Raw genomic sequence first — 23,000 nt, 5'->3', positions numbered from 1 at the left:
GAGGAGAACAAACACTGTCCAACGCAGACCGGAAATGTGTTAACGAAGACTGAATGCCGATCCGACCGGAACTGAAAGCGCTTTACCCTCCCAACTGGCCCGAACTGAGCCGACAGGTGCGGTTCGAGCGGGCAGGGGGTGTCTGTCAGCGCTGCGGTCGACCGCATGGACATCACCTTCAGGTGCTGCCGGGTGGCCGATGGAAGCATCCGGAGACGGGGCATTGGTTCAATGGTCGGGGCAGGCGGGTCTCACCTCCGGACCTGATCGAGCTTCTGCAAATGCGACAGACGAAGGTGGTTCTGGCAGCGGCTCATCTGAATCATGATCCCACCAGCAACCGACTGCGCAATCTGCGCGCGTTGTGTCAGCGCTGCCATCTGCTGCACGACCGGATGTATCATCTGGCTCAACGACGCCTGACCTTGCGTCGGCGTCTGGCGCTCGGGGATCTGTTCGAAGGTCTGTATCGGGCCGGGATCACACGCCTGGGGCTATAGAAACCCTGATCGGCGTATGATCCGGCGTTCTGAGCGTCAGATCAGGCCGCGGCCTCGAACGTGACGTCTGCGCTCGCGAGGCGAGGGTAGCGGCGCATCACACCTTCCGGACTTTCTGCATGCACCAGGATCGTGTCGTGTCCTTCCTTGAGGAACGTCTCCAGAGACGCGTCGTCGCGAACACAGTGAACGAAACCCTGGTCTTCGGCACGGGCGAGGGCGCGGCTGTCACCATAAAGAACTCTGGTCATGTCTGCTTCTCCAGTCTGAGACCTTGATGATGCAGCGGAGGAAGGCCGCTGCCGGGCAACCGTATCGCGGGTGGTTGTGAGTGCAGTCAGAACGAGCAACATGAGGCAAATTCCTGAAACAAAATAAATCAACCGATGAAATTAAAAATGTTTTCCGAACACAAAATAAACTTATCGATGACCCTAGATTATCTATAATTGATAAGGTTACTATTTGCTTCCTCTGTAAGCCTAATCTTACGTCAATTCGCGTATTGAGTTTTCTTATATTTATAGATACATGATAGGAATTATAGATAAAATGGGTGGTATAAATAAGATGGCATCTACAGTACTAACCGGTGAAAAATTAGCTCGCGCCGTGGTACAAGACTTCGCGAGTTTTTTTTGCAATGGAAAAGAAATAAATATTCCTATCGTTATTGGTAAAGTAGATTACGCCTCTACAAGAGGATCCTCGAAAAACTCGTCTATAATTATATCCAAGGAAATGGCTGAAGAGGTAATAGATAATCCTAAAGACCTGTTTTTTCATCTACTCATTCTTGGTCATGAAATATGCCATGCAGTACTGCTGCATAACAGCGGAAATCATCAAGAAAATAACGAATTTCGTGCTTTGGAGATGTGGGCGGACTTCTATGGCACGAAAATTGCATTATGTTTGATTACATATGGTAAAAATCTAAAAAGCATATTTTTTGACTTTTTTACTGCGCCTGATTTTTTAGTGGTCGTCGAGGCAATGGGGGAAGCAGTCGGTCTTCTTATCAAATACGTCTACCGCGAGAATGATCATTATCCACATCCAATTGTACGAGTTGGTAGCGTGATGAATGGTACTATCTCCTTCTTTTGGAAGGAGTTAAAGAACCAGCATCCTATTTGGCCTTACAGCATTATTCGAAGAATGATGGCGTCACCAGAGGCTTACGAGCTTCGAATCTTATACGATCAGCGTCTCACAGAAGGCTTTGAACTGAACGGACCAGTCCGCCAGTGGCACATCAACATTCAAGGTAAGAACGAAGAGATCGTGCCTGGATTGAGGTTACCAATTAGGAAACACCTCTACTCTTCGTTTATACAAACACAAGAGGAGTGGGAGGCACGTGTTAAGCTTCGCGAAAAAGAGTTGATCGCAATGGGATTGTTGGAAGAAATGCCCTCCGGAGAGTTGACGACTGGTAGCTTCCCTCCTGATGAAGATTCAGAACCTTCATAAGCTGACCTCACCAAGAGATAGTCGGGCTGCGTTTTAGGTCTCATATACCTTAATCGGGATCTGGGTACCTTTCGCAATTCGGGGTTTGTAAGGCTATTCTCGGAATACTAGCCGGTGAATAGTCTTACTCTTCCGATTAGCGAAAGCTCAGCAAACTTTCTCGTTTACAGCCAGCTAAGCTAAGTCCATTTCGGATGAGAACTCGCATGAAGTCCATCACCATCGCTGCGAAATGACCCGAGTTTATGATTTAATGCAAAAAAAAACCTATGTCCGATAATAAGAAAAAATGGACATAGATTTTATGGCGGAAAACTGCAGATCTTTGGTATTTTTGAGGTTTTTGGACTGCTGTTTGTCTAAATGCCCATCACGCCCTTAATTTCTCCAAACTATACGTCATTGACGCATCCGCCAATGACGTATAGTTCATTGTGAATGTCCAAGCTGCAGACCGTTGTCGAACTGCCTGAATTCATAAAGCGGGCAAAAGCCCTGATGTCAGACGACGATCGTATGGCTCTGATTAACATGCTCGCTGCAATGCCAGATGCTGGCATTGCTTTAGGTGGCGGTCTGCGAAAGGTCCGCTTTTCCCGCGAGGGTGGTGGGAAGAGGGGAGGGTACAGAACTCTCTACGTTTTTGGCGGAAGACAGATGCCTCTGTTTCTCCTGACTGTTTTTGCCAAAAACGAGAAAGACAAGCTGACGCGATCTGAACAGGCCGCCCTGATAGAGTTGAGCAAGACGCTTGTTGCGAAATACGGAGAACCATCATGAGCGCTTATGACAGCATTCTGCAGGGACTGAACGAGGCTCTCGCCTATGCGGAAGCTCCGGCCGAGGACAGCGTGACCCACCAGGTGCGTGTTCCGTCGGTTGACGTGGCGGCCATCAGAACGCGGACCGGGCTTTCTCAGGCACAGTTTGCCAGAAGCATCGGGGTCGCCAAGGGGACCCTTCTGAACTGGGAACATGGCCGTCGTCAGCCAACCGGACCAGCCCAGGTTTTGCTGGCGATGTTGGATAAGCGGCCGTCCTTGGTGAGTGAGCTGCTCTCTGCGGCTCGCTGAGAAGACAGAGGTCCCGATACGCTCATTCAAATGATCAATATGGGGGGGAGACCGGACGGTCAGGTGTGGGATCAGCCGAGAATATATATCAACGATATATTGTGACATATAGAATATTTTCTAAGTTTCCTGCAGGTTGTAGCACTTTCTAAAATCCAACTTAATAATGAGAGAATAATATGAATGATATCGTTTTTAATCCTAAGGTAATATCGATCATCCGTGATGAATTTATTAAAATGGAGCCTCATTTCTCAGATATGCGACGCGCCGCTCAATCTTGGGGGGAGCATCCAGACTGGCCTTGGAATGGCTTCGTGCTTTCTTATGCAACATTAGGTGGCTCGCTTAATTGGGAAAAGCGTGTTGGTCCACAATACGACGAGTTATATGGTTGGAGTGTTCTGAATAGGCTAACCCTTGATGAGCGAAGAAAACGGTTAAAAAAAATTCCCAATCCTCGTTTTGCTGAGCGTGTTTCAGAGTGGATTTTCAGTAGCTACGAAAGGATCGCTAGAGAAGGTGGTCCGACGGCTGTGCGGGCGTCATATCTATCTCAAACGACCGCCAAAGCACGTATTGCCTATGTACAATCTTACCCGGGCTTTGGGGCGAAATATGGCCGAAATATTCCAATGGACTGTTACGATGAATTGGTAAGAGATCACTTTGCACTAGATCATAGATTGAAGACACTTCTCTCCGTCTGTGGATTCCCAAGCGTCTCCTATCGGCGGGGAGAAAACATTTTAAGATTTTTAGCATCGGTTCTCAATATTGATGCGTGGACACTCGATCGGTTACTCTATAGCCGCTTCGAAGTGATAAAAACAAAAATAGAATCTTAACTATAATGATCTAAAATCTCTTTTTTATAAATATTTAATTATTTAAGCATGTTGAGTGCGTCGGCTTTGAGAAGAGCCAATTGAGGTGTTCAACGTCCGGAACGTAGGCGAACGCCGCCTGTCTACTTTGTTCTGGAATCATCCATTATGCCAGCCTACCTCAAACATCTCATAGAGGCACTTTAGTTTCAAAAATTGTCGTTGCTTCTGCTGGCAATCTAGAGATTAGGTCAGCAGCAATGATCGGCACGCGTGCCGCGTCGATATGCTCGCTGGCGTAACAACGCGCCAGCAATTCGTCTCCTAAATAGGCGTCATACTTTGCTCTCTTCATATCGGGCACTCGTCGGGCTAGAACTTCCGCATTAGGCGCAGGCCTTTCGGCGAGAGTTTTCAGGGCGGCAATCAGTTTACCTCCGTCTTTAGCCGGAATTGTGACCGCGATACCCTCCGAATTGGCCTTTACGCCATGAGCGGCGAGAGCAAGCACCAAGGCCAGTTGCGCCCGATTGCCGACCCAGGGGAAAAGCAGGAGTTCGTCCTCATGCCGATGCAAACCTGCATGCCGCAACCCAAGATGGTCGAATGTCTCTCTGGCTTCAGTAAGACATTCAAGAGCTACCCTGTCGAGAAAGCGAGGAATGGCGATGCCCTCGTAAACACGACGCATTTCTGCCACGACTTCATCGGCTGGAGGTAAGCCTTCCCCACCAAAGCTGGGCGGCACGCCACCATACGCTCGTGTGACCAGAATTTCCTGGCGTTGATCGTCGATCTCCATCACCCGCCACCGACGTCCGGCGAAAATAATGAGTTGTTCCGGCATCACCGGGTTATCGACCGGCAGCGTGCCAAGGTTCCGGCCGCGATCTGTGATAACCTTGAATTCGTCTGGCGTCATGAATACGGCGTAAAACCCACGATCATTGATGACCCGTTCGCCTTCTTCGCCTGGCAAAAGCGTTCCGTCTGGTGCCTGCTCAATAAGCTGGACCTCTGGATGCTTCATGCGCCGCAGCACATCAATGTAAAGGGCCTGATCAATTTCAGGAAATACCCGACTCTCGATCAAGCGGTTCCAGCCCTGTTTGACTGTCAGTCCGCCATGTTGAGCGGTTAGTGCCAGAATTTGCTGTATCAGTGTGGAAAGATGCAGACACCCAATCTGAGGCGGTTCATTCCAGCGCCTCAGCATCAGATTGAGCATGGCTATGGTCTGCACCGTGCGCGGTCGCATGGCATCAATGGGATGGATGCGTTCGTCGATCGCCATCTCGGTAGTGTAGACCCGCATTACCGAGGACTGTCCCGCACGCCGACCGGAACGCCCCAGTCGCTGGCGCATACCTGAAACAGTGTGTCCAGGCCCAATCTGGCTCACAGCATCAATGTGGCCAACATCGATGCCCAGTTCGAGGGTCGTGGTTGCAACAATGGAACCTGGTCGATCATCCTCTTTCAACCTTCGTTCGGCTTCCTCACGGTGCTCACGCGATAAACTACCGTGATGAGCGAAAAATTCCTCCGGCACGCCCAATGTTTCACAAAGACCACGCAGTCTTGCAGTGTACAGTTCAACATTCCGGCGCGAGCCGGCAAAAATCAGACTCCGATGCCCTCGGAGCGTGTCGAAGATGTGTGTCGCGATCTCTATTTCTACTGTGCTCTCGGTAGCTTCGCCCTTGTCTGAATTCTCCTCACGTTGCTTCAGACGTGGCTGTATATAGCCGCGGACCTGAAGTTTCAGAGGTTGGCTACCCATTTTAGATTCCAGTATCTCCACGCCATCCGGATTCAGTGGCCGTAGAAAAGCAGCTGAGGTCCTCATGTCGGCCAAGGTGGCCGAAAGGCCCACTCGAACGACAGGATGCCCTGCGGCGATCTCGATACGATTGAGCAGAGATTGAAGCTGGCGTCCGCGCTCTGCATCCATAAAAGCATGCATCTCGTCGATCACCATGTAACTTAGCGCACCGAACAGACGCTTTGCTTCATTTCCTCGTCGGACAAGGATGGCTTCCAGACTCTCTGGAGTGGTCAGAAGTATCCCTTGGGGCCGCTTACGTGCTCTTTCCTTGACGCTGCTGGCCACATCCCCGTGCCACTTCCAGACAGGAATCTCCACTTCTTCGCAAAGTATCTCCATGCGACCGAACTGATCATTGATAAGTGCACGCAAAGGGCTGATGTAAATGGCCTCAAACCCGGCACCGGGCTTGCGTTCATCTGTAGCCAGTCGCGAAACAATCGGCAGGAAGGCTGCCTCGGTTTTTCCGCTTGCTGTTCCGGCCGTGATAATGAGATCTCGCTGTCCTTCCAGCAGAACCGGAATGGATCGTTCCTGGATATCCCGAAGCTCCGTCCAGCCCTGACGCCATATCCAGCGCCGGACTTTCTCCTGCAGCATATCGAAAGACGTCGATGCGCCGTCATTTGAGGCTTGCCCGAACGGGTCGGACGGCGCGTCGTTCAAAGCCTGAAGTCCGCCAGATCATCGTCGGGCGAGGTCTGAGTGGAGCCGGTCGTTGAGGGACCGGTCGCACTAGGCGTATCTTTATTGTCGTTATCGACAATATCTCCGCCCGCCAAGGGCGCATCCGGCGCGACCTCAGACTGGTCCACCAGTTCCTGCCACTGAGCCTGCGGGTTCTGTTCCAGGATCGCGAGCAGATCCAGAAAGGCCTTGATAGTGTTACGGGGCGTCCGGAAATAAGCCTCACCAATCTTCTGGTTGCAGTGAGTCATAAAGGCCTTGAAAACCTCATCCGGCACCAGGTAACGACTTTGGTCACCATAAGCGAAGACATGCCGCAATTTACCAAGCAGAATGTAGAGGTCTTCGGGGGTCAGGCTCTGAAGCCGAATGACCGGGCCGGAAAGATCGACCAGACCATTGCGGGCAAAGCTGTTTTCAGCCAAGCGGGACCGCAACGCTTCGTATGAATAGAGGCCCCGGCGGCTGTCCATCAGGAATTCGGGCGTACCACCGAAGTAGACGCCGAGAGATTCAGCCGAGCCCTGGAGCACATCATTCACGATACGGAGAATCTGCTCGTAGTTGGCGTTGCGTGATTGGGCGCTGACCAGCTTGAAAAGGTTTACGCATTCATCGAGCATGACCAGAAAGCCCGAATAGCCTGCCAGGGTCACAAAGCGACTCATAACCTTCAGGTAGTCGTAAACCGAGGCATCGTCGATGATGGAACGTACGCCAAGCGCCTCCCGAGCCTCAGTTTTGAGCGCGTACTCACCACGGAGCCAGCGAAGTGCCGCCGCCTTTCCGCTCTCGCTGCCTTCTTCGAAAGCTCGCCAGTAGCATTCGATGACGGTAGCAAAGTCATAGCCGGAAACGAGTTCCTGAATGGGGAGCAGCCGTTCCTGGATGATGTCTCCGATCTTGCGACCTGACGCCTTGGCTGAAGCCTGCGCCTCCATGATGAAACGTTCGACTACGCTTGCCAGAGCCCCCCCATCCTGCTTGGTGCGGGTGGCCATGTTACGCATGAGTTCTGCATAAAGGCTGCGGGCCTGGCCCCCGCTGGCCTGCAAGCGACGATCGGGGGATAAATCTGCGTGAGCCACCACCAGCTTGCTTTGCATGGCAATAGAGCGGGCCAGGTTAAGGAAGAAAGTTTTGCCTGCTCCATAGTCACCAATAATGAATCGAACCGCAGAACCTCCGTCCGCGATGCGTTTAACGTCCTGCACCACCTGATTGACTTCGCCTGCGCGACCGACCTGAACTAACTGGATGCCTGACCGTGGCACGACACCTGCGCGAAGCGCCTGAATGACGCCATCACGGTCCTTGGGCTTGATTTTCTCCGCAGTGCGCGTGCCGTCTGAAGCTGCGATACTGAGGTTGGTCATGATGATGCTCCCGGCGCGTCAGCAAGGAGCGCCATATTGATGATCAAAGGGTCACCGTCCACGATAAGTTCCTCATCGAACGTATCATAGGCCCATTCGTTGATGGCTTCGAGCGCGCCATCCGGCATCAACCCGAGTTCGCGTGCCTTGGCCTTAAACCCGGAGCGTGTCCATTCCGGTTGGTTGACCAGGGCCTCAAGCAGGCGGGCCTGCTCAGGGCCAAGTCCGACGAACTTCGTTTCCTGCTCCAAAGTGGGAGAAACGGCTCCCGAAATCGGAGTTTCAGAGGCTTCATCCTCATAGATTGGCGCGAGAATTGCATCGACTTCCTTAGTCTCTCGCAGGATGACGTCGACCTTGCTCATGTCAATGACGATACCATCCTGGGACTTCGCTTTCGAGGGAGGTGCTGGAATTCGGTGACCACGTCTCCGCGATTTACCATCCTCGACCACGATCGGCTCCGCAGCGCAGGATGCCGTAGCAGCAGTACTCTGGTGCAAGAAAGTGTAGAGTTCCTGTCGGCCGAGACCAAGGGCTTCGTAAAGCCGCTCCAAAGCCACCATCATGCCTTGATCTGTCTCGCCTATCGTTACGGCGACAGAAGCTGCCAGCGAAGCAATAGCGGTTCGTTGCTCGGGTTCTATACTCTCTACGATGGTTTTGAGGCGGCCAAGCGTTGGCAATCGTTCCGGAAGCAGCTGCAGACGGGCTGTCAGTCGTTTCGTTTCATGCGGGGTGAGCCGCAGGCGTGTGGTAAGATCTTCGACCAGCTTTGAGCTTAAAGTCAGAGCTTTGGCTGCCGGGCCGATGGCGGTCATGATCAGGGCGGCTGTACAGAAATCAGCACCGACCGGTGTTAGCTGGCCTTGAGTATCGCCAATGCGGAATAGAATTATATTCTCACCTGGTCTGGTCCCACCGTAGGTTGGATCCGGCTCCATGCCGTAACCTACTCGTGCCAGCATGGCGGACATGTCACAAGCTTGCCGAAGACCCGAGGCTGCTTTGCCAGAACCAAAGCACCGCAGACCGAGCTCTTCAAGTGGCACATCGGCAAGAGGTTGAGGCAAATCATCCAGCCAAGCTCTGAAAGAACGAACAGTTTCTCTTTCTCCGAGTTCCACAGGCAGCATTAAGGCAGCGGCCATGGTGTCGGCACGTTCACGCTCTTTGCCGACGACCTTGGCAAATGCAGTCAGATCCTCACGAGCCCCTTCGCAGAGCTTGATCATTTTGGTCCACGTCAATTGCGCTGGATCAGGGAAGCGATCGAAGCCATCAAACTTTATTGAAGCATGAAGATACTGACTCGCCGACCGGTAACTCAGATCAAGTTGGCTCTCTTTTTTATCTCTGATTCGGAAACCTTTTGGAAATTTCTGAGTAAAACGATGTCGCATGAGTTCAATGAACTCCGGACGCGCTCGTGTCGTCGCAATGCGCGGCCATAAGCCGGTTAAGTGAGGAGGCAACGATAGAATACCTGCTATGGCGAGGTCGACATCAAGCGGCATACCTCTCAATACATGTAGACCTAATTTAACCTGAAGCAATGGAGACATATGATCTCCCAGAGCTGCGAGATCTGGCTTCCATGCCTCCACTCTCGGTATATCCGTCACAGCATGCTTCATTTTGATGAAATTGAGTAGCTCAGTGCTGTAATTTACAAAAGAACCGTTGTTTCCGAATAGGCTTCGCAGGCGTTCTACTTCGGCTACCAATAACGCCTCTTCGTCAATCGGAGGGCTATCGGCGACCAAGCGACGTTCAAGCCCATAGAAGTAAAGAAAGGGATAGCCCATTGGGTAGCTCGTGTCGGATTTTCCGCTTGCCAGCCAATGCAGATAAGTCAATCGCTGATTGAGGGTGAGATCAGTGTAAGAGGGCCAATAGCCCAGATCCAGGTTCGTTTGTGGCGCTCCGGACGCGACCTTGAGTGATGGTCTGATAAGACAAGGCGCTGGAGTGTCGGTATTCCAGCCTCCGTCAGGCGCTGCCGTCAAAAAGTTGCCGACATAGACCATGCCATCAGCGATTTCGAAGCCATGGACCGTGACTTTTTCCCCGGGAAGCACCCACCGAGCATCGTCCTTCTTGTGGCTCCGTGATTGTCCATACCGTTCTAACTTCTCCTCATCATTGGGAAGTACATGTTGGGTATGAAAGGAGAGTTCGTATGTAGATGATGAGGCGATAGTCTCTTTCCTGAGCGCTTCATTAGTCGTGTCCGGAACTTTGGATCCACTGAAAATACGCTTTAGCCAAGAAAACATGTTCTACTCACGGAATGCTCGCCATTTTTTCAAATAGTAGACACCATTCTTACCCTGCAGCAACTATCTCGTGCGGCAAATGGAAATCAGAATAGATCACGGCTATTCTGTTCACACCATCAGGAACATCGGATTCTTTCAATAGAATACTGATCCATTTGTCCGTCTTCCGAAAGGAATGTGGCGTGTTCAGCTTGCGCCTGCGCCATAAGGAGATGGTCAAACGGATCACGATGATGCAGAGGCAAAGACATCAGGATCTGTAGGTGCTCGGTCTGTATTTGTAATAGAGAGAAACCTTCCTCAGGAATGGCTGCCAGAATATCATTCATATCCGCATCCAGTTTTCCGATACGGATTTTGATCGCAATCTCCCATAAGGACACAGTACTCACCAGAATATCGTGGGCCGGATCTGCGATGATCTCCCGTGCAGTCTCACCCAGCCGGCCGGAGTCCGAAAGCCACCAGAGCAGAGCATGCGTATCGAGCAGAACCTTCACAGGTCGCGTTCCATACTTTCAAGAACGTCGAGAGGTGTCTGATCAAAATCTTCGCTCATTCTGATCCGCCCACGAAGAGCTCCAGGCTGACGACGTGGTCGATAGGAAGGAGCGGGCGGCCGTAGTTCAGCGACAACCTGGTCGTGAGACGTCACGAGGATCGTGCTGCCTTGTCTGACCTGACGCAGATAAGCCGTCAGATTTCCCCGGAACTCTCGAACCCCGATTTTTTGTGGGGATGGTGCGTTATCTGAAAGATGCTCGCTCATGGTCTCCTCCTTGTGTGTCATCATAGCATGTACACACAAGGAGGAGGTAGAGAATTCCCGAGACATATTCGATTTCAGAGATCCGTAACTTCAGACAGTGACAGAGCGTCCTCGACATCGACCCCAAGGTATCGAACCGTACTATCCAGCTTTGTATGACCCAGCAGAATCTGAACGGCCCGGATATTGCCGGTTCGTTTATAAATCATGGCAACTTTTGTTCGACGAAGTGAATGAGTTCCGTATTCATCGGGGATCAGTCCTACCGCCTGAACCCATTGATCGAGAAGCCGGGCGTATTGCCTTGTGCTCAGGTGAGCTTTGGCGCTTAGGCGACTTGGAAAAACATACTCATTCAGGCCACCACCGCGATGTTCCAGCCACGCCCGCACGCTTTCCCGCGTTGTTTCTGTAATTTCGAATTGCACAGGTCGCCGGGTTTTCTGCTGGACGACCACGGCTCGGTGGCGCACCTGACCGTTGCTCACGATATCTCCGATCCGAAGGCTGACAAGATCGCAGCCTCTGAGTTTGCTATCCAGCGCAAGATCAAACAGAGCCTTGTCTCTGATGCGCTGTTCACTCCCAAGCCAGAACCGAATAGCCCAAACGTGCTTTTCTTTGAGCGCCCGCTTGGCGCCAACCATTTTTCCTGCATTCCAAGCCACGGACGCCTTCAGCGTCGGTGATGAAAAACGCGTTTTCTTCTCCATAATATATCCTCCTGATCCGCTGCACATGCGGCGATCAGAAGTCTGAACGAGGATATCGACGGATAACGAGGACTATTGCCGACCCTCCGCTTTCCGGAAGCTTGAACAGCTCAGCTTATGACCGACATGAGGCGTAAGCGGACCTGCTGCTTCCGCCTTCATCCCGGACATACAAGCCCCCATTCGCCAAGCTCCTAAGCGGACAGTCCGCAATCACCATGAGCTGATGGAGTTTCCTCCCACCCGAGTGCATTCTCCGCTCGGCTGCATAAAAGCAGCCCCTTCTGAGAACGTATCATAGAACAAGACAGTCAGATGGGGTGGAAGGCCTCCTTGCGGCATTGATGTGCCATACCGGCGGTTGATAAACCTTCTGAAGGAGAGCGCCCACCCCAACTGACAGCTAGCGGCGCGACCACGACTGGTGGTGGAACGACAATTGGTGGTCCAGCGTAAATCCACGGCCTGGCCTGTGCCGGAGCGGCACTCAGCATGGTCGCGGCGAAAGCCGCGGCCAGCAACCTCCATCTAACGCTATCAGGCATTGTCCTGGTCCACTCTAAACACGCGATGATGCTTTATAGCACGATGCTCGTGAAATGGGCATGGGTCCGTCTCACTCGCGAAGACGCGATAGAGGACGCCCTAACCTGCCTTTCTGCATTTTTGATGCCTCTTGACACCATGCACGGAGTTCCCAGATTGAATTTGCCGACCGCCGAAGGGGTCGGCAGACAAAACCAAGAGTTTTGATCTTATGTCCATGTTGCTCAAAGGAGGATATGGCTATGAGAGCCACCGTTGATTTTGCTCCCCTGTTCCGTTCGAGCGTGGGTTTTGACAGAATGCTCAACGCTCTCGATCTTGCCAGCCGGATCCCGACGGTCGATAACTGGCCGCCTTACGATATCGTCAAGACTGGTGAGGATGATTACCGCATCGACATGGCCGTTGCCGGACTTGCCGAGAACGACCTTACGATCACACAGGAGCGCAATACTCTTGTCGTGACAGGACGAAAGGCACCCGAGCCGCAAAGCGCCGCCGAATATCTCCATCGGGGTATTGCGGGCAGAGAATTCGAACGCCGCTTCGATCTGGCCGAGCATATGAAAGTCACCGATGCGCACTTCGAGAACGGACTTCTGTCCATTACCCTGAAACGTGAGATACCCGAAGCGATGAAGCCGCGTCGTATCGCGATTACGTCCTCTACAATACGTGCGGAGGAAGCCGTGCCCCAGATCGAGGCGCGGAAAGAGGCAGCCTGATGGCGTGACGAAACCTCTCCCCCGGCCATTCATCCGGCCGGGGGAGAGTCTCGAAAGGTCATGAGCATGAAGAGGATGAAAATATCTCTGTCGTGCGCTGCTCTGGGCTTGTCTCTACTGAGCCAGTCGGGCGCACATGCTGGTGATATTGTCCGTACGACTGCAACATCGTTCGATGCGAGGGCGACTGAGGGAACGTCCACAATCCCCAAAACCGGGGCTCGCACTCATTACGAAGACGGCACGGGTGATATGCTGGTCGACAGCTTGAACGCAAGCCAGTTGGATCAGAACTACAAGGGGCCGGTCTATTATCCCGGACAACCCATTCCGCCGTTCCGGCCCATCGACACAGATCATCTGGCACCGTCAGGGCCAGAGACGGCGAAGAAAACGTCTTCATCGCACGGGACGTAATAGGGCTTTGCGTAAAGGCGGCGTTGTAGGCCGCCTTTACCTCGATTCTTCAGGATGAAGACCGTTCAGGCGCGCAGCGGACCGCAGAATTATCTTCGAGAGGCGTCTGTTCCCTGGTATCGCGCGCGACGCGCGCATCCTGCTCGCGGACCAGCCAGTAGACGATGCCCAGAGCCAGAACAGCCGCCGAAAGAGCAAACAGTTCCACGGCAGTCACATCATGTAGATCCAGCAGGATGAATTTGCGGGCAATCGCCAGGAGGGCGATCAGGACGATGGTCCGCACCCGGATGACGTTTTCATGCTGGGCCAGAACGACCAGCAGGGAGTGTTTGAACTCAAGAGCGATGATGACGGTAAAGATCGCGCCAAAAATCGCCTGGAAGATCGTCTGGTTGATCGGATCGATTCCGACATCGACAACCAGATGCCATACCGCGCCGATCAGATGAATCGTCGCTATGGCGGTGACCAGCATGATGAGCGCAATCAGGGTCAGAATGATCGCCTGTTCAAAACGCTCGTAGAATGTCAGGCCCCTGAACAGCTTGATGAAGTGGGACCAGTCCCTGCTCTGCCAGGAACGTTTCATGGAGAGGTCTTCCATAGCCGTTTTCCCATCTATGAATTGAGTTATAGTTCCTACGTCGTGGCCCTTCCGGCGCACATCCGGTTCAAAGCCGCTGCCAGCGTGGCAGGCGACAGGACAATGTTCTGGCATGGTCTCGCACGCCTTTTGGCAAGGCTAATGTCAGCTGGTTTTCGAGGTCTCCCAACGACATACCCAGGGTCTTAGCCATGTGCGTGCGGTCAGCGACAGGCAGGAGTTTTCGGACCACGGCGACGGTCGTCACTTCCGGATAAGACGCGGTTCTCCAGCGAGAAATCCGATCATAAATCCGGTGGTCAGCCGCCCGACGCATGAGGACGTCATATCCCTGGTCTTTTTCCTGGTCAAGGTTTTGGTAAGCGGACACCCTGTGCCGGTGACGCAAGCCAGGCCGCCAGTTGCCGGACCATGGATCGCGCAACGCGGCCCGCCCCTAGGAGGGTTGCGGATGCGGGGCCGCACCAGGAGCCATAACCCAGCAGCCAGAGACGTGGCTCCCTGACGGCCTGCTGCCCGTTAACGCGGATCAGCCCGTCCGGCTCAATCACGTCGAGTGGCGCAAATGCGGAGAGCGCGGGTCGGAAGCCGGTACACCAGATGATCGCGTCGATGGCTTCTTCCCGCCCGTCGGGCCAGACGACGCCCGTTGCGGTCATACGTACAAACGGGCGCACCGCGTGGAGCACGCCTCGCTCCCTGGCGGCGCGCACAGGTGGTACCATGACGATATCGCCAAAACCGCCGGCAGGCATGGCCGACGGGCCGCCGAGAACGCGAGCGGTCGCCCGCTCGAACAGAACCCGTCCATCCACGTCATCGGGCAAGAAGACGGAGTCATGCAGCGTGACCCATGTTGCCTGGGCGACAAGCGACATCTCCGCCAGGATCTGCGCCCCGGAATTGCCGCCTCCCACCACAAGCACACGCCGGCCAGCAAAGGGCGCGGCATTCCGGTAATGGCTGGAATGGAGTTGCGTCCCGCCAAAGAGGTCATGCCCCGCGACATCAGGAATGAAAGGGGCTGACCACGTACCGGTCGCCCCGATAACCGCACGGCTGAGGAAATCACCTGTGTTCGTCCGGACATTCAGGAGTTTTCCTTCCGCGCGCTCCACGCGATCGACCGTTACGGGGCGGTGGATCGGCGGCGCATAGCGCGCCTCATACCGGTGCTGATAGTCCAGCACCTCGTCGCGGGTGGGGTAGCTGCCATCCGGCGTGTCGGGCATCGGCCAGCCGGGCAGCGAACTGTAGGACGCGGGCGAGAACAGATGCAGGGAATCCCAGCCATGCACCCATGCACCACCCGCCTGCGTCCCGTTATCAAGAATGACGTAGGTCAGCCCGGTCCGGCGCAGGAAATAGGACGCGGCGAGCGCTGCCTGACCGCCGCCCACGATCACGACATCGAACGGTTCCGCCATTGCCCGGCTCACAGACTTTCCGGGAGACGAAATTCCGCCTTGCGTTCGCTATAGCGGTCCACGAGGTAGTCGGCCCGGTCGCGCAGCAGCCATGTGAACTTCATCAGTTCCTCCATGACATCCACCATGCGGTCATAGAGGGGGGACGGCTTCATGCGGTCATCGTCACCGAACTGCGTATAGGCCACTGGCACGCTGGACTGGTTGGGGATGGTGAACATCCGCATCCACCGGCCCAGAACCCGCAGCGCATTGACGGAATTGAAGCTCTGCGATCCGCCTGAAACCTGCATGACCGCCAGCGGGCGGCCCTGCGTCGGGCGGATCGAGCCTTCGGTCAGGGGCAACCAGTCGATCTGGTTCTTGAACACGGCAGTGATGTTGCCGTGCCGTTCGGGGCTGCACCAGACCTGGCCTTCAGACCAGATCGAGAGTTCCCGCAGTTCCTGCACTTTCGGGTGGGTTGCGGGCACGGAATCCGCTACCGGCAGGCCGGTCGGGTCGAACACCCGTGTCTCGGCCCCCAGCACCTTCAGGATGCGTTCCGCCTCAAGCACCAGCAACCGGCTGAAAGATCGGGGGCGTAAAGAGCCGTAGAGCAGAAGGATACGCGGCGGATGATCCACACGCGGTTGCGGTTCCAGCCGCGCGAGATCGACCCGTTCGAGATACTCCGGATGCAAGGCTGGCAACTCAGGTTCAGTCATTGTGATATTGATCCCTTCGCACTTACGGGTGGCTGATCCAAGGCAGCCACAGAGCCAGCGCCGCGAGTGTGACCAGCAGGACGGGCGGCGTGATCGCCAGCCCGACTTTCACATACTGACCCCATGTGACCCGATGGTTCTTTGACGCCAGCACATGCAGCCACAGCAGTGTTGCGAGACTACCAATCGGCGTGAATTTTGGCCCGAGGTCGCAGCCGATGACGTTGGCATAGATCATCAGGTCGCGTGTCAGCGGCGTGATGTCGTGAGCCTGCTGGATCGCCAATGCTCCGATCAGCACACTGGGCATGTTGTTCATGACCGAGGACAGAAGAGCCGCGATAAAGCCGGTGCCGATCGTGGCGGTGAATGTCCCCTGATGGCCGAGCCAGACCAGTGCGGTTGCAAGGTAGTCGGTCAGGCCAGCATTGCGCAGGCCATAGACCACCAGATACATGCCCAGCGAGAAGATCACGATCTGCCATGGTGCGCCCATCAGCACCTTGCGAACAGGGATGACCCGTCCATATCCGGCGACGAGCAACAGGATTCCGGCCGCCAGGCAAGCCACGACACAGACAGGGATATGAAACGGCGCTGTCAGGAAATAGGCCGCCAGAACGAGGACCAGCAGCGGAAATGCCGCCCGGAATACATGGTGGTCACGAATTGCCGTAGCGGGTGCTGGCAGTTCGGCGACGGGATAGGTCGCAGGCACCTGCCGCCGGTACCACAGCCAAAGCACAGCCAGCGTCGCGCCCAGCGCCACCAGATCGATAGGGACCATGATCGCGGCATAGCGATCAAACGCAATGCCGAAGAAATTGGCGCTGACGATGTTCACCAGATTGGAGATGACTAGCGGCAGGCTTGTGGTGTCTGCGACGAAGCCGGTTGCAATGATGAAGGCCAGAGATGCGGTATGGCTCAGGCGGAGTTGAGTGAGGATAGCGATGACAATGGGCGTGAGCAGCAAGGCCGCGCCGTCATTGGCGAAAACCGCTGCAATGGCCGCTCCCAGCACCACGATCAGCGGGAATAGCGTCCGGCCCCGCCCTTTGCCCCAGCGCACGACGTGCAGAGCGGCCCAATGAAAGAAACCGGCCTCGTCCAGCAACAGCGAGATAACGATCAGCGCGATAAAGGTGAAGGTCGCGTCCCAGACGATGTGCCAGACGACAGGAATGTCGTACCAGTGGATCACCCCGACTGCCAAAGCCACGGCGGCACCTGTCATGGCGCTCCAGCCAATGCCCAGCCCCCGAGGTTGCCAGATGACAAAAACCAGTGTGGCAACGAAAATCAGAAGCGCCAGCATCAGGAGATCTGCTTGCCGGATTGAACGACGATCTTCTCGCCGTCCTCTTTGACGAAAGCGCCCTGCTGCGGGTTGGGAAGGATGTTCAGAACTGTCTCGGATGGACGGCAGAGCGCCGCACCCAGTGGGGTGACGACGATGGGCCGGTTGATCAGGATTGGATGCGCCATCATGGCGTCGATCAGGTCGTCATCGGTCAGGGCCGGATTATCGAGGCCGAGTTCGTGAAAGGGCGTGCCCTTTTCCCGCAGGAGCGAGCGCACCGGAACGCCCATACGAGCGATTAGATCGACCAATTCGGCCCGGCTCGGCGGTGTTTTCAGATATTCGATGACCCGAGGCTCCTCGCCGCTGTTGCGAATCAGTTCGAGCACATTGCGCGACGTACCACAGGCCGGGTTATGAAAGATTGTGATGGTCATGTGCAGGATTCCGGGCAAGGACAGCAGGAGGACAGGTTCGCAATCAGGGGCGCACAGAGTTCGGGGCTGCCTGCACAGCAGTCCCTCACGAGGAAGAGCATCAGGTCGCGCAGGCGAGGAAGACAGGCACGATAGACGATCAGGCGACTGTATCGCTGCGAAGTCAGCAGACCGGCCCGTGTCAGGGTGGCGAGATGGGCCGAGATCGTGTTTTGCGGGACATCGAGATGACGGGCGACATCTCCGGCGGGTAGTCCGTCCGGTTCGTGGCGCACCAGCAGGCGGAAGATCTCCAGTCGCGTGGACTGCGACAGGGCGCTCAGAGCAGCGAGGGCGGATTCTGTATCCATATATCCTTGTTTGTGGATATATTGTCGTAAGTCAAGCTATCCTATGTGAGGAAACGGAGATCACGACTGTCGGCTTCCTCAATTTTTCCGCTCAGACCAGACATTCCGCTTACCCCCCCATTCCCGCCATTAGCCAAATGACTTCTCAGCAATCATTCAATCCCATTTGCGGCAGGAGAGAGTATGCTGTCCTGATCTGCGCATATCTCAGGACCATGCCTGAACTCTGTGTGCTCATCGCCCCAGGCCTTAAGAGCCATGATGACAGGCTTGAGGGTCTGCCCACGCGGGGTGAGGCTGTATTCCACCTTTGGCGGAACTTCCGGATAAACCGTCCGTAACACGAACCCGTCACGCTCCAGCTCGCGAAGCTGGGTCGTCAGCATTCTCTGAGTGATATTGGGCAGGCGCTTGCGGATGGCGTTGAAGCGTAAAGTCCCCTGAAGCAGGTGATAGAGGATCACGCCTTTCCATTTTCCGTCGATGAGCTGAAGCGTTGCTTCGACAGCGCAGCCGGGACTGCAATCAAGCGACTTATGGCGGATGCGGGTCATAACGGTATCATTTCCGACACTATGGGTGTTAAAAGTGCGTTCTTGTCTGAAAACATCATAGTGTTCACTCTTCTCCTCATTCAATAGAGGAGCAGACATCATGCGAGCCATCGGTTATCAGACGCCGCTTCCCATCGAAAATCCGGCCTCTCTTCAGGACATCGATCTTCCAAAGCCTGTCCCCACGGGGCGGGATATTCTGGTGGAAATCAGGGCGGTGTCGGTCAATCCGGTTGATACGAAAGTCCGCAGCAGCGCAACACCGGACGCGGGTCAGTGGCGTGTTCTGGGCTGGGATGCCGCAGGCATTGTCGTCGGAACCGGACCGGACGTGACGAATTTCTCTGTTGGCGATGAGGTTTTTTATGCAGGTGCGATCAATCGCCCTGGGACCAACGCCCAGTTTCATCTGGTGGATGAACGGATTGTTGGTCGCAAACCCCGCTCCCTGAACTGGGCCGAAGCCGCAGCCTTACCACTGACAGCAATCACGGCCTGGGAGATGCTTTTCGATCGTCTGGATATTAGCCGACCTGTCCCAGGAGTGACCCCGTCCATTCTGATCATCGGGGGCGCTGGCGGAGTCAGTTCCATAGCGATCCAGCTAGCTAAAGTCCTGACCGACATCACAGTCATTGCCACAGCTTCGCGCCCCGAAACGCAGGAGTGGGTCATATCTCTCGGGGCAGATTACGTGATCGATCACAGCAAGCCTCTGGCCGCACAGGTTGCTACTCTTCCCACGGGTGCTCCCGGCTTTGTCTTTTCCACGACGCAGACGGATCAACATCTGTCAGAAATCATCGAACTTCTTGCGCCCCAGGGACATTTCGGTCTGATTGATGATCCGGCTGATCTCAATGCCGTCCCTCTCAAAAAGAAAAGCCTGTCCCTGCACTGGGAGCTGATGTTCACCCGTTCACTGTTCGGAACGGCAGACATCGGCGCGCAGGGGACGCTCCTGAACAATGTGTCGCGGCTCGTAGATGAAGGTCGTCTTCGCACGACGCTCGGCAAAAATCTCGGGCTCATCACCGCCGCCAATCTGCGGAAAGCTCATGCGCTGATCGAGGGCGGTCAGGCCAAAGGTAAGATCGTGCTTGGTGGTTTCCCTGTCTGAACGGAGAAGATCATGACTGAAGCAGCTAAAACGCTCGTGGAAACATGGTACAAAACTGGTGATACAACACTACTTTCTGACGGAATTGTCTGGAGTGTTCTTCCGACCTTTCCTGAAGGAGGGCAGTATATTGGACGAAAAGCTGTGGAAGAGCAGTTTTTTACCAGAATCATGAAACATTTTTCGGATTACGTGACACTTCCACACAGCGTCACAGCCGAAGGAAAAAGTGTCGCGACAACAGGTGTCTATCGCGTGCGAACAGCGCGTGGGCAGTCAGGCGATATTGCCTTCGCGCATCTCTGGACCGTGGAAAACGGAGAGATCACGGCACTGCATCAGGTCGCCGATACTGCCGCCATACAGAAACTTCTTGAAAGTGGAGAACAGGTGTTATGAATGACGAAGAGCATCTGATGACCCTGAACCGGACGGGAGGTCGCTTCGATCTCAATAAAATTGCGGCGGCGTTCCCGGAAACGGCAGACACAATGCTGCTGGACACCTATCTGACCGACAAGCCGGAAGCCAGTATCCGGGTTTTCCGGATCTATCGGGATGTGCCGCCGCATTATCATACCCAGTGCGATGAAGTGCTGCATGTCCTGTCCGGGACAGGCACATTCTGGATAGATGATCCCAAGGAGGAGGCGCCGTTTGCCCCCGGCCATCTTCTGGTGTTCCCCCGTCGGGCCGTGCATGCCGTACCCCGCATTCTGAGCCATCCAGTTGTTTTCCTTGCCATCGACACGCCGCGACGGGCGCCAGATGACGTGGTGTTCGTGGATCCTGCCGACGGTACGCCGTCCGGTTTTATCGCAGGGATCTGACGGCATGGGAGTCATGAAACAGAATCAGCCGCATGCTTTCACAAAAAGAGGCCTGCGCAGGATCGCCATTGCCGTTTTCACGGGTTTCGTTGGGGTATGCGGGTATCCTGATCCTGCCCGTGCTCAGACCATCAGGATTGAGGCGACTACTAACGCAATAGACTGGAACGCCGTAGCGCTTGCTGGCGGTCATGTGTTTGTCTCAGGCCCTCGCTGGACCGGGTTTTCCGGACCGGCCGTGGGTCTTCTGACGAAAAGCAAAGAGATAGAGCCGTTTCCGGATGCTGACTGGAATGGCTGGAAACCCGGACGGAATGCGACACATCGGTTTGTTAGCGTCAATGCCCTCCACGTTGCTCCTGACGGCACGCTCTGGGTTGTTGATACTGGAACTCCGTCTTTTGGAGGTGTCCCCGTATCTGGAGGAGCCAAACTGGTCCGCATTGATCCGGCAACAGGTCATGTGCTGCGGATCTATCCTCTGGGGCCAGAGATCGTGCAGGGAGGGAGCTATATCGACGATATCCGTTTCAACGGGATGCATGCCTATCTGACGGATGCGGGCAAGGCAGCGCTGATTGTTCTTGATATCAAAACAGGTCAGGCACGCCGCGTGCTGGACAATGACGCATCCACACGCGCACGAAGCGATCGACCGATTGTCATGGATGGGCACGTCGTGGAGAACGGTCCGCATCAGCCGCTTCTGGTGAATGTCGATCCGCTTGAAGTGAGTCCGGACGGGAAATGGTTGTATTTCGGGCCGCTTGAAGGGCCGTGGTCCCGCATCCCGACAGCACTGCTTGATGATCCTGATGTGTCATCAACTGATCTGTCTGCGGCTGTTCAGCCATGGGCAGATTTACCTCCAATTGGGGGCAGCGCCATGGATACTGCAGGAAACCTTTACTTCACCAATCTGAAGGATGACGGTGTCTATCGAAGGGACGTTTCCGGGCAGATCAAGAGACTGCTCTCTGATTCACGTCTGCACTGGGCGGATGCACCTTGCCTTGCTCCGGACGGTCGTCTCTGGCTGCCCGTCGCGCAACTGGATCGTCTTTCGATGTTACATCAGGGACAATTCCGCATCATACATCCGTTTTTGCTGGTATCTATCGATCTTCGATGACCATCAAACGCCATGATAATCGCCTGCGGGATGTTTTCTCTCGTGCAAAGGTACTCGCGAAGTCGCTGTGCTTTGGCGGACATCGTCACCTGGAGGGTTCGAAAAACCCTCTGGTTTTGAGACTCTCTGTGTGATTCCATCACTCCTGCATTGATTGACGGAATGGATGATGAAGCAGTCTGGTTTCTTTGATGTTGAAGAGCGGCTTGCTCGGCTGAGCGGGCTTGGTGATCAGCTCGAGGCATTTTCCCGGACTGTGGATTTTGAGGTGTTCCGTCCTGATCTGGAGAAGTCTCTGGCCTATTCAGATGGAAGCAAAGGCGGACGACCGCCGTTCGATCCGGTGTTGATGTTCAAGATCCTGGTGATCCAGACGTTGAACAACCTGTCTGATGAACGGACGGAATATCTGATCAACGACCGCCTCTCCTTTATGCGCTTTCTTGGTCTGGGACTTTCAGATCGGGTGCCTGATGCCAAAACAGTCTGGCTGTTCCGTGAACGCCTGACACAGGCGAGAGCCATTGAAAGACTGTTTGACCGGTTTGATGCAACTCTGCGAAACGCCGGTTATCTGCCGATGTCAGGCCAGATCCTGGATGCGACATTGGTAGCGGCTCCGAAGCAGCGCAATACCAACGCTGAGAAAGTGGATCTCCGGGCAGGACGTATTCCTGAAGACTGGCAGGACAAGCCATCCAAATTGTCCCACAAGGATCGCCATGCGCGCTGGACGCTGAAGTTCACGAAAGCGAAGCGGCAGGATGATGGAACCATGCCGTCGAGTGATCTCGCCATCCCGTTCTTTGGATACAAATCCCACATTTCCATCGACCGGAAGTTTCGGTTCATCCGGAAATGGAAGACGACGGATGCCGCCGCCAATGATGGCGCGCGATTGAGAGAAGGGCTGCTGGATAAAACCAATACGGCCTCAGGCGTCTGGGCGGATACCGCCTATCGCTCCAAAGCCAATGAAGACTTCATGGAAAAGCAGGGTTTTGTCTCAAAGGTTCACAGGAAGAAGCCGCATCTCAAACCTATGCCTCGGCATATCCAGAAATCGAATGCCGGAAAGTCCGTGATCCGATCCCGTGTTGAGCACGTCTTTGCCGATCAGAAATCGCAAATGGGTCTGTTCGTCCGAACTGTCGGTATCACCCGGGCCACCATGCGGATCGGCCTGGCCAATATCGTCTACAATATGCGCCGCTTCCTCCTCCTGGAGCGGATCAGCGCGAATGCATAGCAATCCAGCGTGGAGCAGTCCCCGATCTGCTCAAAACGCAGACCGAAAACGAACCCAAAAGTAGT

At 54.7% G+C, this 23,000-nt stretch carries 28 protein-coding genes; 12 read left to right on the top strand and 16 right to left on the bottom strand.

Going from position 1 to position 23,000, the window contains the following annotated elements; translation table 11 throughout:
- Window positions 1-53: 53 nt before the first annotated feature.
- On the top strand, window positions 54-500 hold the full coding sequence (locus ABDK75_RS14220; protein ID WP_346006225.1) for a hypothetical protein: 447 nt from the start codon (window positions 54-56) through the stop codon (window positions 498-500).
- A 41-nt stretch (window positions 501-541) separates the two neighbouring features.
- On the opposite strand, the gene ABDK75_RS14215 is transcribed toward ABDK75_RS14220, so the two are convergent.
- The gene (locus ABDK75_RS14215; protein ID WP_346006224.1) at window positions 542-751 is read right to left on the bottom strand and encodes a hypothetical protein; all 210 of its coding nucleotides are present in this window, start codon (window positions 749-751) and stop codon (window positions 542-544) included.
- 301 nt (window positions 752-1,052) lie between these two features.
- On the opposite strand from ABDK75_RS14215, the gene ABDK75_RS14210 reads away from it, so the two are divergent.
- The 4 genes from ABDK75_RS14210 to ABDK75_RS14195 all read left to right on the top strand — a co-directional run bounded on the left by ABDK75_RS14210 (window position 1,053) and on the right by ABDK75_RS14195 (window position 3,897).
- A complete protein-coding gene (locus tag ABDK75_RS14210; RefSeq protein WP_346006223.1) occupies window positions 1,053-1,976 on the top strand; it encodes a hypothetical protein in 924 nt (307 codons plus the stop codon).
- 438 nt (window positions 1,977-2,414) lie between these two features.
- Entirely contained in the window at window positions 2,415-2,756 is a 342-nt protein-coding gene (locus ABDK75_RS14205) for a type II toxin-antitoxin system RelE/ParE family toxin (protein ID WP_346006222.1), read from the top strand.
- Window positions 2,753-3,049 carry a DNA-binding transcriptional regulator gene (locus tag ABDK75_RS14200; protein ID WP_206035321.1) on the top strand — a complete coding sequence of 99 codons (297 nt, stop codon included), beginning with the start codon at window positions 2,753-2,755 and terminating at the stop codon, window positions 3,047-3,049. Before ABDK75_RS14205 ends, ABDK75_RS14200 begins: the two co-directional genes overlap by 4 nt.
- Window positions 3,050-3,228: 179 nt before the next feature.
- Entirely contained in the window at window positions 3,229-3,897 is a 669-nt protein-coding gene (locus ABDK75_RS14195; protein WP_346006221.1) for a hypothetical protein, read from the top strand.
- Window positions 3,898-4,066: 169 nt separating this feature from the next.
- On the opposite strand, the gene ABDK75_RS14190 is transcribed toward ABDK75_RS14195, so the two are convergent.
- The 7 genes from ABDK75_RS14190 to ABDK75_RS14160 form a co-directional block, all read right to left on the bottom strand.
- Window positions 4,067-6,370, bottom strand: a complete 2,304-nt coding sequence (locus ABDK75_RS14190) for a DEAD/DEAH box helicase (protein ID WP_346006220.1) — start codon at window positions 6,368-6,370, stop codon at window positions 4,067-4,069.
- Window positions 6,367-7,767, bottom strand: a complete 1,401-nt coding sequence (locus tag ABDK75_RS14185; protein WP_346006219.1) for an ATP-binding protein — start codon at window positions 7,765-7,767, stop codon at window positions 6,367-6,369. The genes ABDK75_RS14190 and ABDK75_RS14185 overlap by 4 nt, the downstream gene beginning before the upstream one ends.
- The gene (locus tag ABDK75_RS14180; protein WP_346006218.1) at window positions 7,764-9,848 is read right to left on the bottom strand and encodes a TerB N-terminal domain-containing protein; all 2,085 of its coding nucleotides are present in this window, start codon (window positions 9,846-9,848) and stop codon (window positions 7,764-7,766) included. Before ABDK75_RS14180 ends, ABDK75_RS14185 begins: the two co-directional genes overlap by 4 nt.
- Window positions 9,849-10,165: 317 nt before the next feature.
- A complete protein-coding gene (locus ABDK75_RS14175; RefSeq protein WP_346006217.1) occupies window positions 10,166-10,549 on the bottom strand; it encodes a type II toxin-antitoxin system VapC family toxin in 384 nt (127 codons plus the stop codon).
- Entirely contained in the window at window positions 10,546-10,884 is a 339-nt protein-coding gene (locus ABDK75_RS14170; protein WP_346006216.1) for a prevent-host-death protein, read from the bottom strand. Before ABDK75_RS14170 ends, ABDK75_RS14175 begins: the two co-directional genes overlap by 4 nt.
- An 8-nt stretch (window positions 10,885-10,892) precedes the next feature.
- Window positions 10,893-11,531, bottom strand: coding sequence for a tyrosine-type recombinase/integrase (locus ABDK75_RS14165; RefSeq protein WP_346006215.1), 639 nt, complete (start codon window positions 11,529-11,531; stop codon window positions 10,893-10,895).
- A 311-nt stretch (window positions 11,532-11,842) separates the two neighbouring features.
- Window positions 11,843-12,076: a hypothetical protein gene (locus ABDK75_RS14160; protein WP_346006214.1), complete on the bottom strand. Its 234-nt coding sequence runs from the start codon at window positions 12,074-12,076 to the stop codon at window positions 11,843-11,845.
- 243 nt (window positions 12,077-12,319) lie between these two features.
- Here ABDK75_RS14160 and ABDK75_RS14155 point away from each other — a divergent pair, with 243 nt between their 5' ends.
- Together ABDK75_RS14155 and ABDK75_RS14150 are read left to right on the top strand one after the other, a co-directional pair.
- Window positions 12,320-12,802 carry an Hsp20 family protein gene (locus ABDK75_RS14155; protein ID WP_194258034.1) on the top strand — a complete coding sequence of 161 codons (483 nt, stop codon included), beginning with the start codon at window positions 12,320-12,322 and terminating at the stop codon, window positions 12,800-12,802.
- A gap of 75 nt (window positions 12,803-12,877) precedes the next feature.
- Window positions 12,878-13,219, top strand: coding sequence for a hypothetical protein (locus tag ABDK75_RS14150; RefSeq protein WP_346006213.1), 342 nt, complete (start codon window positions 12,878-12,880; stop codon window positions 13,217-13,219).
- Window positions 13,220-13,268: 49 nt separating this feature from the next.
- Here ABDK75_RS14150 and ABDK75_RS14145 read toward each other — a convergent pair whose 3' ends face one another.
- From ABDK75_RS14145 to ABDK75_RS14110, 8 genes are all read right to left on the bottom strand, one after another.
- Entirely contained in the window at window positions 13,269-13,826 is a 558-nt protein-coding gene (locus ABDK75_RS14145) for a phosphate-starvation-inducible PsiE family protein (RefSeq protein WP_207855291.1), read from the bottom strand.
- A gap of 67 nt (window positions 13,827-13,893) precedes the next feature.
- Window positions 13,894-14,142 carry a hypothetical protein gene (locus tag ABDK75_RS14140; RefSeq protein ID WP_346006212.1) on the bottom strand — a complete coding sequence of 83 codons (249 nt, stop codon included), beginning with the start codon at window positions 14,140-14,142 and terminating at the stop codon, window positions 13,894-13,896.
- 31 nt (window positions 14,143-14,173) lie between these two features.
- A complete protein-coding gene (locus tag ABDK75_RS14135) occupies window positions 14,174-15,253 on the bottom strand; it encodes an ArsO family NAD(P)H-dependent flavin-containing monooxygenase (RefSeq protein WP_346006211.1) in 1,080 nt (359 codons plus the stop codon).
- An 8-nt stretch (window positions 15,254-15,261) separates the two neighbouring features.
- Complete coding sequence (gene arsH, locus ABDK75_RS14130) at window positions 15,262-15,960, bottom strand: arsenical resistance protein ArsH (RefSeq protein WP_346006210.1); 699 nt, start codon at window positions 15,958-15,960, stop codon at window positions 15,262-15,264.
- Window positions 15,961-15,982: 22 nt separating this feature from the next.
- Entirely contained in the window at window positions 15,983-17,278 is a 1,296-nt protein-coding gene (locus ABDK75_RS14125; protein ID WP_346006209.1) for an arsenic transporter, read from the bottom strand.
- A complete protein-coding gene (gene arsC / locus ABDK75_RS14120; protein WP_346006208.1) occupies window positions 17,278-17,700 on the bottom strand; it encodes an arsenate reductase (glutaredoxin) in 423 nt (140 codons plus the stop codon). Before arsC ends, ABDK75_RS14125 begins: the two co-directional genes overlap by 1 nt.
- A complete protein-coding gene (locus ABDK75_RS14115) occupies window positions 17,697-18,050 on the bottom strand; it encodes a metalloregulator ArsR/SmtB family transcription factor (RefSeq protein ID WP_346006207.1) in 354 nt (117 codons plus the stop codon). Before ABDK75_RS14115 ends, arsC begins: the two co-directional genes overlap by 4 nt.
- A gap of 152 nt (window positions 18,051-18,202) precedes the next feature.
- Window positions 18,203-18,604 carry a helix-turn-helix domain-containing protein gene (locus ABDK75_RS14110; protein ID WP_346006206.1) on the bottom strand — a complete coding sequence of 134 codons (402 nt, stop codon included), beginning with the start codon at window positions 18,602-18,604 and terminating at the stop codon, window positions 18,203-18,205.
- A gap of 100 nt (window positions 18,605-18,704) precedes the next feature.
- Between ABDK75_RS14110 and ABDK75_RS14105 the strand changes: the two genes are divergently transcribed.
- From ABDK75_RS14105 to ABDK75_RS14085, 5 genes are all read left to right on the top strand, one after another.
- Window positions 18,705-19,724 (top strand): zinc-binding alcohol dehydrogenase family protein, encoded by a 1,020-nt coding sequence (locus ABDK75_RS14105; protein WP_346006205.1) that lies wholly within the window; start codon window positions 18,705-18,707, stop codon window positions 19,722-19,724.
- Between the two features lie 12 nt (window positions 19,725-19,736).
- Entirely contained in the window at window positions 19,737-20,123 is a 387-nt protein-coding gene (locus tag ABDK75_RS14100; protein ID WP_346006204.1) for a nuclear transport factor 2 family protein, read from the top strand.
- Entirely contained in the window at window positions 20,120-20,554 is a 435-nt protein-coding gene (locus tag ABDK75_RS14095) for a cupin domain-containing protein (RefSeq protein ID WP_064273110.1), read from the top strand. Before ABDK75_RS14100 ends, ABDK75_RS14095 begins: the two co-directional genes overlap by 4 nt.
- Window positions 20,555-20,567: 13 nt before the next feature.
- Entirely contained in the window at window positions 20,568-21,686 is a 1,119-nt protein-coding gene (locus ABDK75_RS14090) for an L-dopachrome tautomerase-related protein (protein WP_346006203.1), read from the top strand.
- 166 nt (window positions 21,687-21,852) lie between these two features.
- The gene (locus ABDK75_RS14085; protein ID WP_346006202.1) at window positions 21,853-22,935 is read left to right on the top strand and encodes an IS5 family transposase; all 1,083 of its coding nucleotides are present in this window, start codon (window positions 21,853-21,855) and stop codon (window positions 22,933-22,935) included.
- Window positions 22,936-23,000 lie beyond the last annotated feature (65 nt).

The sequence above is a fragment of the Gluconobacter sp. OJA genome, assembly GCF_039638325.1.
Taxonomy (GTDB): domain Bacteria; phylum Pseudomonadota; class Alphaproteobacteria; order Acetobacterales; family Acetobacteraceae; genus Gluconobacter; species Gluconobacter cerinus.
This window is presented reverse-complemented; position numbering and strand designations above follow the sequence as displayed.

Excerpts from the sequence above, each read along its gene's own strand:
- ABDK75_RS14220 (WP_346006225.1), top strand. The coding sequence starts at position 54 with ATGCCGATCCGACCGGAACTGAAAGCGCTTTACCCTCCCAACTGGCCC.
- ABDK75_RS14105 (WP_346006205.1), top strand. The coding sequence starts at position 18,705 with ATGCGAGCCATCGGTTATCAGACGCCGCTTCCCATCGAAAATCCGGCC.
- ABDK75_RS14205 (WP_346006222.1), top strand. The coding sequence starts at position 2,415 with ATGTCCAAGCTGCAGACCGTTGTCGAACTGCCTGAATTCATAAAGCGG.
- ABDK75_RS14150 (WP_346006213.1), top strand. The coding sequence starts at position 12,878 with ATGAAAATATCTCTGTCGTGCGCTGCTCTGGGCTTGTCTCTACTGAGC.
- ABDK75_RS14090 (WP_346006203.1), top strand. The coding sequence starts at position 20,568 with ATGAAACAGAATCAGCCGCATGCTTTCACAAAAAGAGGCCTGCGCAGG.
- ABDK75_RS14200 (WP_206035321.1), top strand. The coding sequence starts at position 2,753 with ATGAGCGCTTATGACAGCATTCTGCAGGGACTGAACGAGGCTCTCGCC.
- ABDK75_RS14185 (WP_346006219.1), bottom strand. The coding sequence starts at position 7,767 with ATGACCAACCTCAGTATCGCAGCTTCAGACGGCACGCGCACTGCGGAG.
- ABDK75_RS14160 (WP_346006214.1), bottom strand. The coding sequence starts at position 12,076 with ATGCCTGATAGCGTTAGATGGAGGTTGCTGGCCGCGGCTTTCGCCGCG.
- ABDK75_RS14145 (WP_207855291.1), bottom strand. The coding sequence starts at position 13,826 with ATGGAAGACCTCTCCATGAAACGTTCCTGGCAGAGCAGGGACTGGTCC.
- ABDK75_RS14140 (WP_346006212.1), bottom strand. The coding sequence starts at position 14,142 with ATGCGTCGGGCGGCTGACCACCGGATTTATGATCGGATTTCTCGCTGG.
- ABDK75_RS14110 (WP_346006206.1), bottom strand. The coding sequence starts at position 18,604 with ATGACCCGCATCCGCCATAAGTCGCTTGATTGCAGTCCCGGCTGCGCT.
- ABDK75_RS14195 (WP_346006221.1), top strand. The coding sequence starts at position 3,229 with ATGAATGATATCGTTTTTAATCCTAAGGTAATATCGATCATCCGTGAT.
- ABDK75_RS14115 (WP_346006207.1), bottom strand. The coding sequence starts at position 18,050 with ATGGATACAGAATCCGCCCTCGCTGCTCTGAGCGCCCTGTCGCAGTCC.
- arsC (WP_346006208.1), bottom strand. The coding sequence starts at position 17,700 with ATGACCATCACAATCTTTCATAACCCGGCCTGTGGTACGTCGCGCAAT.
- ABDK75_RS14170 (WP_346006216.1), bottom strand. The coding sequence starts at position 10,884 with ATGTCTCGGGAATTCTCTACCTCCTCCTTGTGTGTACATGCTATGATG.
- ABDK75_RS14215 (WP_346006224.1), bottom strand. The coding sequence starts at position 751 with ATGACCAGAGTTCTTTATGGTGACAGCCGCGCCCTCGCCCGTGCCGAA.
- ABDK75_RS14135 (WP_346006211.1), bottom strand. The coding sequence starts at position 15,253 with ATGGCGGAACCGTTCGATGTCGTGATCGTGGGCGGCGGTCAGGCAGCG.
- ABDK75_RS14085 (WP_346006202.1), top strand. The coding sequence starts at position 21,853 with ATGATGAAGCAGTCTGGTTTCTTTGATGTTGAAGAGCGGCTTGCTCGG.
- arsH (WP_346006210.1), bottom strand. The coding sequence starts at position 15,960 with ATGACTGAACCTGAGTTGCCAGCCTTGCATCCGGAGTATCTCGAACGG.
- ABDK75_RS14155 (WP_194258034.1), top strand. The coding sequence starts at position 12,320 with ATGAGAGCCACCGTTGATTTTGCTCCCCTGTTCCGTTCGAGCGTGGGT.
- ABDK75_RS14165 (WP_346006215.1), bottom strand. The coding sequence starts at position 11,531 with ATGGAGAAGAAAACGCGTTTTTCATCACCGACGCTGAAGGCGTCCGTG.
- ABDK75_RS14210 (WP_346006223.1), top strand. The coding sequence starts at position 1,053 with ATGGGTGGTATAAATAAGATGGCATCTACAGTACTAACCGGTGAAAAA.
- ABDK75_RS14095 (WP_064273110.1), top strand. The coding sequence starts at position 20,120 with ATGAATGACGAAGAGCATCTGATGACCCTGAACCGGACGGGAGGTCGC.
- ABDK75_RS14100 (WP_346006204.1), top strand. The coding sequence starts at position 19,737 with ATGACTGAAGCAGCTAAAACGCTCGTGGAAACATGGTACAAAACTGGT.
- ABDK75_RS14125 (WP_346006209.1), bottom strand. The coding sequence starts at position 17,278 with ATGCTGGCGCTTCTGATTTTCGTTGCCACACTGGTTTTTGTCATCTGG.